Below are 12,175 nucleotides of genomic sequence, written 5' to 3' on the forward strand. Positions count from 1 at the left end.
GGCGCGATTCATCAGGCCGTGCCCGGCGCACGGCTCGCGCGTCGGGCTCCGCGCCAGGGTTGCGGCACGTCGCGGCCTCCCGCTGGCGGTTGACCGCGCCGTGCCGCAACCGGTGTCGACCAGCCGCGCGTTGCGTCACTCGCCGACGACACCGTCGATGCGTTCGCGGATCAGGTCGGCGTGCCCGTTGTGTCGGGCGTACTCCTCGATCATGTGGACGTAGACCCAGCGCAGGTTGAAGGTCCGCTGTTTCGGGCCGACCTCGGTGAACGTCTCGTCGAGCGACCGGCCGACGACGGCGGCGCGGGCCAGCGCCACCTGCCGGTGGTAGGTGGCGAAGTCCGCCTCGGCATCGGCGGTGCTGACGTCGTGGTCGGCGTCCGGATCGTCAGGCGTGTAGTACGGGTAGTCGACAGGCTCGCCGGCGAAGTTCTCCCGGAACCACCAGGCCTCCACCTCCGCCAGATGTCGGACCAGCCCGAGCAGGGTGAGGCCGGACGGCTCGACGCTGGCGGTGCGCAGCTGCTCGGCGGTGAGGCCCGCACACTTGAGCAGCAGGGTCTGCCGGTGGTAGTCGAGCCAGCCCTCCAGCATGGTGCGCTCGTCACCTACGTGGGGCTCGGGGGTCCGGTCGATCTCCGGTGCTGTCCATGTCATCCGGGGATTCTGGCCTGGATGTCTGACAACCTGCGACAGGTTTGTCCGGCCCGGCCCTCCGGCGTCGGCCACCGCCGAGCGCAGGCTCCTGGACACCGGTGCGGATCACTGCGGTGGCGCTGCCCGCCGCTACCTCGTCGACGTGCCGTCGGTGAGCCGGTGCCGCGCCACCTCGTGCAGGTGACCGTCACCTGTGGTGCCTTCGATGATCACCTCGGCCCCGCGGCCGGCGTGGGTCAGCGTCGCCACGGCGTTACCGAAGTAGGGCCCGGCCAGCTTTCGCCACTTCACCAGTGGCCGCCGGACACCGGCCGTGCGGGCCAGGGCACGAGCCGCCCCGGCCGGGCCCCGCGCCCACCCGAGCCGCATCAACGGACGCATCCCGGCCGGCACCTGGTTGTGGATCGGCGAGCAGGTGAGCTGGTGCACCGGGGTGTGCACCGCGGGATCGGCGAAGCGGACCCGCGCCACGTACGAGTGGTGCACGTCGCCGGAGAGCACGCTTATCGACGCCGGTGGCGCGTACGCCGGCCCGGCGCCCTTGCGGTCGTCGGGCGTACCTGGCGCACCGGCGCCGATCCGGGCGAACAGCTCCGCCAGCGCGTCGAACGAGCGGCGGAACGCGGCCCAGTGCTCCAGATCCAGCGCCCGGCGCAGTCGTTCGCCCAGCCCGGCGACCCACGGTCGGGGCGAGTCGGCCAGTTTCTCGTTCCACGTCTCGACGTGGTGGATGCCAGGTGGCAGCAGCCAGGGCAGCGAGGAGCCGACCACCAGGTGGTCGTAGCCGCCGTGGGCGCGGTCGACGAACCACGACCACTCTCCGGGCGGCAGCATCGCCCGCCGACCCGGTAGCAGCACCCGGCTGCACCGGTTGTCCAGCATCACCAGCCGGGTGCGGCCCAGGTCGAGCGCATAGCTCCACTGGTACTGCACCGCCCGCCAGCGCTCGGTGTCGTGGGCCAGGTCAGCCTCGGTGTCGACCCGCGCACCGAACTCCCGCAGCACCCCGGTGGCGTCCTCCGCCGCGCTCACCTTGGCGAAGACCGGGTCCGCGGCGATCTCGTCCGGGGAGAGGTTGCCCAGATGCTGGTAGACCCAGTACGAGGCCAGCCCGCTGGCGATCCGCTCGGCCCACCACGGCTGCTCGCGCATCTCGGCCCGCCAGGAGGCCGAGGTGTTCCAGTCGTCGATGATCTCGTGGTCGTCGAAGATCATCACGCTCGGCACGGTGGACAGGAGCCAGCGGATCTCCGGGTCGCTCCACGACTCCAGATAGAGCTTCGTGTACTCGTCGAAGCTGACCACCTGGTCACTTGGTGCGCCCGCCGGACGCCGCCGCCGACGGCGCAGCAGGCGCTTCACGGTGGGCGAGGTCTCGTCGGCGTAGACCTGATCACCGAGCAGCACCACCAGGTCGGGCAGGGCCGCCGGGTCGGGGTCGGCCATCACCCGCCGGGCGTACGCGTCGAGCGCGTCCGGGGGCAGCTTCCGGGTGGTCGCGTGCTGGGTGGTCTCCCGGCAGGAACCGAAGAGCAGGCGGACCGGCTGGTCCCGGTCGTCGGCGGCCCGGGTACGGATGACACTGGGCGGGAAGCGACTGTCCGGTCGCGGCCAGACCACCTCGTCGTCGATCAGCACCTCGTACCGGCTGGTGCTGTCCGGAGTGAGCCCATCGACCACCACCAGCGCGTAATGGTGGTCGTACGCGCTGAAGGTGGGGGCGGTGCCGGTGGCGCCGCCGACCGCGCGGACGGTGACCACCGCCGGTGCCGTGGTCTCCACCCACACGGTGGCCCGAGTGCCGACGACCCGGCGCAGCAGTGGGCCGATGAGCAGCTCGGCGGGCATACGGGACCTCCAGACGAGAGAGCTTCATCCTTTACTACCCGGCCGGCGGCGCACCACTGCCAACTGTGGCCGAGACTACCGCCGCTTCCTGGACCGTTGCCGGGCGTGGCCGGGTGCCGGGGAACTGCCCGGCCCGGCGGGAGCGGTGGCTGAGACGCGGTCGCCGGCATCTGACAGGATTCCGGCATGACGGAATACCTCCTCATCGCTCTCGCCCTGCTCGGTCTGCTGATCCTCGGCGGCATCGGGCTGGTCGTGCCGCGGCTGCGCCGACGGCCGCAGCCGCCGCTGCCGCGTACGGAGGTCGACACCCGGGCGGAGGAGGACCTCGCCGGCCCGCCGGTGCAGGCACCGGAGGCCGATCTGTCCACAGGTGTCCTGGTCGAACCCCCGGTCGTCGAGGCGCCGGCACCGACCGTCGAGGTGCCCGAGCCGACCGCCGGACGGCTGGTACGGCTGCGGTCCCGGCTGTCGCGGTCGCAGAACGTCTTCGGCAAGGGCCTGCTCGGCCTGCTCAGCCGCGACCGGCTCGACGAGGACGTCTGGGAGGAGATCGAGGACAGCCTGATCACCGCCGACGTGGGCGTCGACGCCACCCGGGACATCGTCGACCGGCTGCGCGAGCGGACCCGGGTGCTGGGTACCCGGTCGGTCGCCGAACTGCGTGCCCTGCTCGCGGCCGAGCTGGTGAACGCGCTCGACCCGGGACTGGACCGGGCGCTGCACACCGCGCCGAAGGAGGGCGTACCGGCGGTGCTGCTCGTGGTCGGGGTCAACGGCGCGGGCAAGACCACCACCTGCGGCAAGATCGCCCGGGTGCTCATCGCCGACGGCCGCAGCGTCCTGCTCGGCGCCGCCGACACCTTCCGGGCCGCCGCGGCCGACCAGTTGCAGACCTGGGCCGGGCGGGTCGGTGCCGAGACCGTCCGCGGCCCCGAGGGTGCCGACCCGGCCAGCGTCGCCTTCGACGCGGTCAAGCGGGGCATCGAGACCGGCGTGGACACCGTCCTCGTCGACACCGCCGGCCGACTTCAGAACAAGATCGGCCTGATGGACGAGCTGGGCAAGGTCAAGCGGGTGGTGGAGAAGCACGGCCCGATCGACGAGACGTTGCTGGTGCTCGACGCCACCACCGGCCAGAACGGGCTGGAGCAGGCGCGCGTCTTCACCGAGGTGGTGAACGTCACCGGCGTGGTGCTCACCAAGCTCGACGGCACGGCCAAGGGCGGCATCGTCATCGCCGTGCAGCGCAAGCTGGGCATTCCGGTCAAGCTGGTCGGCCTCGGCGAGGGCCCGGACGACCTGGCACCGTTCGACCCGGCGCAGTTCGTCGACGCGTTGCTGGGTACCGAGACCACCGGTCAGACCGCGTAATCTCGGGTGACCAGAGACGATCGCGCGTACGCGGGGTGGCGCGACCCGAGCCACCCGTCGCAGCGCCTCGGGAGACCGTACGTGACTTCGCAGGAGATCCCGCTGCACGGCGGGAACGTGAGCACCGTGGTGCGGGTCGGTGACACGGTGCGGCGCAACGCCGGCCCGTGGACCCCGTCGGTGCACGCCCTGCTGCGTCACCTGGAGTACGTCGGGTTCACCGGCGCCCCCCGCGCCCTCGGCATGGACGAGCGCAACCGGGAGGTGCTGTCGTACCTGGAGGGGGAGTGCGGGGAGTACCCGTTGGCCCCGCACTGGGTCACCGACGAGGCACTTGTCACCGTCGCCACCATGCTGCGGATGTTCCACGACGCCCAGTACGGTTTCGTGCCCCCGCCGCAGGCCGTGTGGCGCTCGTTCGGCCCGCCACCGCCGGACACCGAGGTCATCTGCCACCACGACGCGGCGCCGCACAATGTGATCTGGCGACCGGACGGCACCCTCGGGCTGATCGACTTCGACCTCGCCTCGCCCGGCGCCCGGATCTACGACGTGGCGTACGCCGCGTGGACCTGGGTGCCGATCTTCTCCGACCGGGACTCGATCACACTCGGCTGGAAGCGCCCCGACCGCCCGCGTCGGCTGCGGCTCTTCGCCGACGCGTACGGGCTGATTCCGCGCGACCGGCACCGGCTGATCCGGACCATCCGTAAGCGGATCGTCGACCATGTGGAGGGCATCCGCCGGATGGCCGCCGCGGGGGAGCCGGCGTTCGTCCGGATCGTGCACAAGGGGCACCTGCGCCGGCCGATGCGGGATCTGCGGCTGCTGGATTACGAGCGGCACGCCCTCGAGTACGCCCTGCGCTGAGACCGTCGGGGGATAGACCGGCACCAAATGGCCGATCCACCCCCGTCGAAGCGCCGAGGTGTGCGACTTTCTTCACACGTCCGAAACAAGCCGTCACGGTTCGGAAACCAGCCGGGGACCGTGCGTGAAACAGCGGACCACCAGGCTTCCGCGCAACCGGCGTACGGGCGATGCTGCGCGATGCCGGGAGGGAGGGAAAACAACCCGAGAGGAGGCAGCGTGCCGGAGCTAGATTCTGGTGCCACCGCCTGGATTTTGACTTCAGCCGCCCTGGTGTTGCTCATGACGCCGGGCCTGGCGCTTTTCTACGGCGGCATGACGCGATCCAAGTCCGTGCTCAACATGATGATGATGAGCTTCGGGGCGATCGGCCTGGTCAGCCTGTTGTGGGTGTTCTACGGCTACAGCATCGCCTTCGGTGACGACATCGGCGGGATCACCGGCGATCTCTCCGCTGCCGGTCTGCGCGGCATGCTGGAGAGCGGCACCGAGGGAGGCATCCCCGACCTGCTGTTCGCCGGCTTCCAGCTGATGTTCGCCGTGATCACCGTCGCGCTGATCAGCGGCGCGATCGCCGACCGGGCCAGGTTCGGCCCGTGGCTGCTCTTCGCCGGCCTGTGGGCCACCCTTGTCTACTTCCCGGTCGCGCACTGGGTGTGGGGCGGCGGCTGGATCTTCGAGCTGGGCGTGCTCGACTTCGCCGGTGGCACCGCGGTGCACATCAACGCCGGTGCGGCGGCGCTCGCCCTGGCGCTGGTGCTCGGCCGCCGGGTCGGTTGGCCGAAGGACAGCTTCAAGCCGCACAACCTGCCGATGGTGCTGCTCGGTGCCGGCCTGCTGTGGTTCGGCTGGTTCGGCTTCAACGCCGGCTCGGCGCTGGCCGCCAACGGCACCGCCGCGGTCGCCTTCATCAACACCCAGGTCGCCACCGCCGCCGCGGTGCTCGGCTGGCTGCTGGTGGAGCGGATCCGGGACGGCAAGCCGACCACCCTCGGTGCGGCGTCCGGTGCCATCGCCGGCCTGGTCGCCATCACCCCGGCCTGCGCCTTCCTGGAGCCGCTCGGCGCCATCGCACTCGGCGTCATCGCCGGTGTGGTCTGCGCGCTGGCCGTCGGCCTCAAGTACCGCCTGAAGTACGACGACTCGCTCGACGTGGTCGCCGTGCACATGGTCGGCGGCATCATCGGCTCGCTGCTCATCGGCTTCCTGGCGATGGAGGTGCTGGCCGGTGAGGGCAACGACGGTCTCTTCTACGGCGGCGGCGTGACGCTGCTGGGCAAGCAGGCCCTCGGTTCGGTGGCCGTGCTGGCCTACTCGTTCGTGGTCGCCTACCTCATCGGCTTCGTGATCGACAAGACCATCGGCTTCCGCGCCAGCGCCGACGCCGAGGTCGAGGGGATCGACAACGCCGAGCACGCGGAAAGCGCGTACGAGTTCAGCTCCACGGGTGGGGGCGGTGGCGCGTTCGCCGCCGCGGGCATCGGTACCTCGGCCGCGCCGAAGACCGAGCCCACCGAACCGGTAAGCGAAAAGGTCGCCGGCTAACGTTCTGCGAATGGAGGGGTTGGACATGAAGCTGGTGACCGCGGTCATCAAGCCGCACCAGTTGGACGCCGTCAAGGAGGCCCTGCACACGCTGGGCGTGGCCGGGTTGACGGTGAGTGAGGTCCAGGGCTACGGGCGGCAGAAGGGCCACACCGAGGTCTACCGGGGCGCCGAGTACACCGTCGAGTTCCTGCCCAAGATCCGGGTGGAGGTGCTCACCGACGAGATCGACGTCGAGAAGATCGTCGACGCCGTCGTGTCGGCGGCCCGGACGGGCAAGATCGGCGACGGCAAGGTCTGGGTGACCGCCGTCGAGGAGGTCGTCCGGGTTCGTACCGGCGAGCGCGGCCTGGACGCACTGTAGGACGGAGCATCGATGACCTCGTTGACCAGTAGGACAGCCTCGGAACTCCCCGGTAGCGCTGGCCTCCTGGTCAACGAGGTCGTCGGCGTACCGGCCGGGATCGGCGCGACGGCGCGTCGGGCCCGGGCTGACGCGTACGACGCCTGGCTGGCCCGGCTGCTGCCGGCCCGGCCGGGCGTCGCGCTGCTCGCGGTCGGCGGACTGGGCCGGCGGCAGTGCGCCCCCTACGGCGACCTCGACCTGGTGCTGGTGCACGCCGGGGTGCCCGGCATCGACGAACTCGCCGCCGCCCTCTGGTACCCGATCTGGGACGCCGGGCTGCGGCTGGACCACTCGGTCCGGACGGTCGCCGAGGCGCTCTCGGTCGCCCAGGACGACGTGAAGGTGGCCCTCGGGCTGCTCGACGCCCGGCTCGTCGCCGGTGACCAGGACCTCGCCGACACGCTGGTGAGTAGCGCGACCGACCACTGGCGGCGCACCGCCGTCCGCCAGCTCGCGCCGTTGCGGGAAAGCACCGCCGCCCGCTGGCAGGCCCACGGCGAACTGGCTCACCTTCTGGAGGGTGACCTCAAGGAGGCGGCCGGGGGCCTGCGCGACGTGGGCATCCTGCGGGCCATCGCCACCGCCGGGATCACCGACGCGCTACGACCTGCCGTGCACGCCGCACACCTGCGACTGCTGGACACCCGCGACGCGTTGCACCAGCAGGTCGGTCGGCGGGTCGACAGGCTGCTCGCCCAGGAACGCGACGGGGTGGCCGCGCTGCTCGGCCTGCGCCGGACACCGGCCGGGGCCGCCGAGGGCGTTGCGTCGGGCGCGGTGCCGCCGCAGCCGGCCGGCATGTCACCGGAGCAGCGATCCGACCCCGCGTCGCGTCCCGAGGACGGCGACGGCGACACCCTGCTGCGTCGGGTCGCCGGTGACGCCCGGACCGTCAGCCACGCCCTGGATGACGCCTTCCGCGCCGCCGACCGGCTGCGATCCGGCCGCCGCCGGGGCGCCGACGGAAGGCCGCTGCGCCGCCCGGTCGCCCGGGACGTGGTCGAGCACGACGGCGAACTGGTGCTGGCCCGCACCGCGATCGGCGCCCGCCCCGACGCCAGCCTCTCGCTGCGGGTGGCCGCCGCCGCGGCGACCACCGGGCTGCCGATCGCCCGGGCCACCTGCGAGTGGCTGGCCGCGTACTGCCCGCCGCTGCCGGCACCCTGGTCGGCCGAGGCCCGCGCCGCCCTGACCACGCTGCTCGGCGCCGGTGCCGGCATGATCCCGGCCTGGGAGACCTGCGACAGGTACGGACTTATCGACAGATGGTTGCCGGAGTGGACCCGGCTGCGCAGCCTGCCCCAGCACAACCCGGTGCACCGGTTCACCCTGGACCGGCACCTGGTACAGACGGCCGCCGAGGCGAGCCGGCACACCCGCGACGTGGATCGTCCCGACCTGCTGCTGCTCGGCGCGCTCCTGCACGACGTCGGCAAGGGACTGCCCGGTGACCACAGTGTGGTGGGCGCACCGATCGCCGAGGGGATCGCCACCCGGATCGGCCTGCCGGCGGCCGAGGCGGCGCTGATCGGCAAGTTGGTCCGGCTGCACCTGGTGCTGCCCGAGGTGGCCACCCGGCGGGATCTGTCCGACCCGGTCACCATCGCCCGGGTGGCCGAGTCGGTAGGCGACGTGACCACTCTCGACCTGCTGTACGCCCTGGTGCGCGCCGATGCCGCCGCCACCGGACCGGCCGCCTGGTCGGACTGGAAGGGCCGGTTGGTCGCCGAACTGGTCGCCCGGGTCCGCACCACCCTCGACACGGGCGACGTACCCGCCCCGCCGGCACCGGACCCGGCGCTGGTGGCCGGGCCACTGCCCGTCGTACACCTGACCGGGGACCGGGTGGCGGTGGCTGCGGCGGACCGGCGCGGCCTGCTCGCGACGGTGGCCGGCTGCCTGGCCCTGCACCGGCTTGAGGTGCTCGCCGCCGACGCCTCGACGGTGGACGGGCGGGCCCTGGTGCAGTGCCGGGTGCAGCCGCGCTACGGCCTGGCCCCGGATCCGGTGGCGTTGAGCGCGGATCTGCGCCGCGCGGTGCGCGGCGACGTGTCGGTGACTCAGCGGTTACGCGGTCGGGCCCTGGCCGCACGGGGGGCCGGGGCCCAGCCGCGAGTGGTCTGGCACCGCGACGCCGCCACCGACGCGGTGCTGCTGGAACTGCGTGCCGCCGACGCCGCCGGCCTGCTCTACCGGGTGACGAGCGCGCTGGACGCGGCCGGCGCCCAGGTCCGGGCGGCCCGGATCGCCACGCTCGGTGGCGACGTGGTCGACGCCTTCTACCTGGTCGGCGGCTGGCCACCGGAGGACGAACGAAACCGCCTGGAGGCAGCCGTCCTCGCCGCCGTCTGAGCCCCACCCCCGCCCGCCATCTCCCGCACGAAGGATCTGTGGTGGTAGAGGTGTCAACCGATCGGCGTGTCGGCTACCGCAACTGCCACAGATGGTGGCGGGCGGCCCGGAGGGGTGGCGGGTCGGGGTGGCGGCGGGGGCTGCCCGGCTGGGAGCGGGGGTGTGGGCGGCGGGCTACCCTAGCGGTGGTCGGACAGCTCTCCCGGCCTCGTTCGTGCTCGCCGGAACACTGACAAACGGGATGTTCGCGTGTTTGACACCTTGAGTGACCGCCTCTCCGGGATCTTCACCAAGCTCCGCGGCAAGGGACGTCTCACCGACGCCGACATCGACGCCACCGCGCGCGAGATCCGCCTCGCGCTGCTGGAGGCGGACGTCGCGCTGCCAGTGGTCAAGGGCTTCATCGCGAACGTCAAGGAGCGGGCGCGCAGCGCGGAGGTCTCCCAGGCGCTCAACCCGGCCCAGCAGATCATCAAGATCGTCAACGAGGAACTGATCGCCGTGCTGGGCGGCGAGGGGCGGCGGCTCCAGTTCGCCAAGCAGCCACCGACTGTGATCATGCTCGCCGGCCTCCAGGGCTCCGGCAAGACCACGCTCGCCGGCAAGCTGGCCCGTTGGCTCAAGGCACAGGGCCACCAGCCGCTGCTGGTCGCCGCCGACCTCCAGCGCCCCAACGCCGTCGGGCAGCTGCAGGTGCTCGGTGGCCGCGCCGGTGTCGAGGTGTACGCCCCGGAGCCCGGCAACGGTGTCGGTGACCCGGTGCAGGTGGCGAAGTCCTCCATCGAGCACGCCCGGCGGGCCGCCCGGGACGTCGTCATCGTCGACACCGCCGGTCGACTTGGTATCGACGCGGAGATGATGCAGCAGGCCGCCGACATCCGTGACGCGGTCGACCCCGACGAGGTCATCTTCGTCATCGACGCGATGGTCGGCCAGGACGCGGTCCGGACGGCCGAGGCGTTCCGCGACGGCGTCGGCATCACCGGCGTGGTCCTCTCCAAGCTCGACGGCGACGCCCGTGGTGGTGCCGCGCTGTCGGTCCGTGAGGTCACCGGGCAGCCGATCCTCTTCGCCTCCACCGGCGAGAAGCTGGAGGACTTCGACGTCTTCCACCCCGACCGGATGGCCAGCCGGATCCTCGGCATGGGCGACGTTCTCACTCTGATCGAGCAGGCCGAGGCGGCCTTCGACACCGATCAGAAGGAGAAGATGACCGCCAAGCTGATGGGCGGCGAGCAGTTCACCCTGGAGGACTTCCTCGACCAGCTCATCGCGGTACGCCGGATGGGGCCGATCGCCAACGTGCTGGCCATGATGCCGGGCATGGGGCAGGTGAAGGACCAGCTCGCCGAGCTGGACGACAAGCACTTTGACCGGATCACCGCGATCATCAGGTCGATGACCCCGGCCGAGCGCACCAACCCGAAGATCATCAACGGTTCCCGGCGGGCCCGGATCGCCAACGGCTCCGGCGTGACCGTGATGGACGTGAACCAGCTGCTCAACCGCTTCACCGACGCGCAGAAGATGATGAAGCAGATGGGCGGCATGATGGGCCTGCCCGGAGCCGGCCGGCGCAAGGCGACCAAGTCGCCGAAGAACAAGCGCAAGGGCACCAAGGGCGGCAACCGGCCGCGCAGCGGTGCCGGTACCCGGGGCGTGCAGGGTGGGCTGCCGGGTGGCTTCCCGGGCGGGATGCCGCAGTTGCCGCCGGGCATGAACCCGGACGACCTGGCCGCCGGTCAGGGCCTGCCGCCCGGCTTCAAGCTGCCGAAGATCGACTTCAACAAGTTCGGCAAGGACGGCAATCCGCCCCGCTGAGCACGCACACCGAGGACCTTCTCGTGAGCGAGCGACCCTGGCAGGTGTCGGTGGATCTGCCCGCGTCGACTGTGCGGCGGGCGGGGCTTCTCGCGCGTGACGGGGAGTGATCGGGTAGGACTGTGCGCATGGCTCTGCATGTGCGCGGTGTGCTCCTGCCGGACGACGAGGTCCGGGATCTGTGGCTGGTCGGCGATCGGGTGACCTTCGACCCGGTGCCCGGCGCGGAGACGGTCGCGGACGGCGGTTTCATCCTGCCCGGCCTGGTGGACGCGCACTGCCACATCGGCATCGCCCGGGGCGGCGCACCGATCACCTCGCTGGACCAGGCACGCGCCCTGGCCCGCATCGACCGGGACGCGGGCGTGCTGGCCATCCGGGACGCGGGCTCACCCTTCCCGTACCCGGAACTGGACGACGAACCCGACCTGCCCCGGCTGGTCCGGGCCGGCCGGCACGTGGCACCGCCCAAGCGGTACCTGCGGGACATCGGCGTGGAGGTCGGTGCCGCCGAGGTGGCCGCGACCGTGGCGGAGCAGGCGGCTGCCGGCAACGGCTGGGTGAAGCTGGTCGGGGACTGGATCGACCGGGGCGTCGGCGACCTGGCACCGGCCTGGGACGCCGACACGATGACCGCCGCCGTTGCCGCCGCGCACGCCGCCGGGGTACGCGCCGCCGTGCACACCTTCAGCGAGTCGGCGGTGGAGATCATGGTGCGGGCCGGGGTGGACTCGGTCGAGCACGGCACCGGGCTCAGCCTGGACCTGATCGACCTGATGGCCCGGCAGGGCACCGCGCTGATCCCCACGATGATCAACATCCGTACCTTCGGCCACATCGCCGATCAGGCCCGGGCCAAGTTCCCCGGGTACGCCGAGCACATGCTCGCCCTGCGCGACCGCTTCCCGCAGGTGGTGCGGGCCGCGTACGAGGCCGGCGTGCCGATCTACGTCGGCACCGACGCCGGTGGCGGCATCGACCACGGGCTCGCCGTCGAGGAGATGCTCCTGCTGCACGAGCAGGCCGGCATGTCCACGGTGGACGTCCTCGCCGCCGCCTCCTGGGCCGCCCGCGCCTGGCTGGGCCTGCCCGGCCTGGTCGAAGGTGGCCTGGCCGACCTCTCCATCTACCCCGAGGACCCCCGCGCCGACCTCAACGCCCTCCGCACCCCCACCCGCCAGATCCTCCGCGGCCACCCCCTCCCCTAACCGGACATCGCGGCGCTGCTGGACGGCTGGGACGGCGACTCGGTACGTCTGCTCGGCCAGCCCGCCGGCGACCCGACGGCACCCGGCACCTTCG

Annotated in this window: 9 protein-coding genes; 7 read left to right on the plus strand and 2 right to left on the minus strand. The window is 72.0% G+C overall.

Annotated features, from left to right (window positions below):
- Window positions 1–135: 135 nt before the first annotated feature.
- A complete protein-coding gene (locus tag AB0I71_RS17980) occupies window positions 136–657 on the minus strand; it encodes a DinB family protein (protein WP_357585899.1) in 522 nt (173 codons plus the stop codon).
- 129 nt (window positions 658–786) lie between these two features.
- Entirely contained in the window at window positions 787–2,505 is a 1,719-nt protein-coding gene (locus AB0I71_RS17985; protein WP_357585901.1) for an alkaline phosphatase D family protein, read from the minus strand.
- Window positions 2,506–2,691: 186 nt separating this feature from the next.
- Here AB0I71_RS17985 and ftsY point away from each other — a divergent pair, with 186 nt between their 5' ends.
- From ftsY to AB0I71_RS18020, 7 genes are all read left to right on the plus strand, one after another.
- The gene (gene ftsY / locus AB0I71_RS17990) at window positions 2,692–3,879 is read left to right on the plus strand and encodes a signal recognition particle-docking protein FtsY (protein WP_357585903.1); all 1,188 of its coding nucleotides are present in this window, start codon (window positions 2,692–2,694) and stop codon (window positions 3,877–3,879) included.
- 6 nt (window positions 3,880–3,885) lie between these two features.
- Window positions 3,886–4,749, plus strand: a complete 864-nt coding sequence (locus AB0I71_RS17995; protein ID WP_357585905.1) for an aminoglycoside phosphotransferase family protein — start codon at window positions 3,886–3,888, stop codon at window positions 4,747–4,749.
- 180 nt (window positions 4,750–4,929) lie between these two features.
- Window positions 4,930–6,294: an ammonium transporter gene (locus AB0I71_RS18000; RefSeq protein ID WP_357585907.1), complete on the plus strand. Its 1,365-nt coding sequence runs from the start codon at window positions 4,930–4,932 to the stop codon at window positions 6,292–6,294.
- Window positions 6,295–6,319: 25 nt separating this feature from the next.
- Window positions 6,320–6,658, plus strand: coding sequence for a P-II family nitrogen regulator (locus AB0I71_RS18005; RefSeq protein WP_166458079.1), 339 nt, complete (start codon window positions 6,320–6,322; stop codon window positions 6,656–6,658).
- A gap of 12 nt (window positions 6,659–6,670) precedes the next feature.
- Window positions 6,671–9,052, plus strand: a complete 2,382-nt coding sequence (locus AB0I71_RS18010) for a [protein-PII] uridylyltransferase (RefSeq protein ID WP_357585909.1) — start codon at window positions 6,671–6,673, stop codon at window positions 9,050–9,052.
- A 249-nt stretch (window positions 9,053–9,301) separates the two neighbouring features.
- Window positions 9,302–10,873: a signal recognition particle protein gene (gene ffh, locus AB0I71_RS18015; protein WP_357585911.1), complete on the plus strand. Its 1,572-nt coding sequence runs from the start codon at window positions 9,302–9,304 to the stop codon at window positions 10,871–10,873.
- A 128-nt stretch (window positions 10,874–11,001) separates the two neighbouring features.
- On the plus strand, window positions 11,002–12,081 hold the full coding sequence (locus AB0I71_RS18020; RefSeq protein ID WP_357585913.1) for an amidohydrolase family protein: 1,080 nt from the start codon (window positions 11,002–11,004) through the stop codon (window positions 12,079–12,081).
- Window positions 12,082–12,175: the final 94 nt, after the last annotated feature.

Origin of the sequence: Micromonospora sp. NPDC049891, assembly GCF_040660295.1 — a bacterium.
GTDB lineage: Bacteria > Actinomycetota > Actinomycetes > Mycobacteriales > Micromonosporaceae > Micromonospora.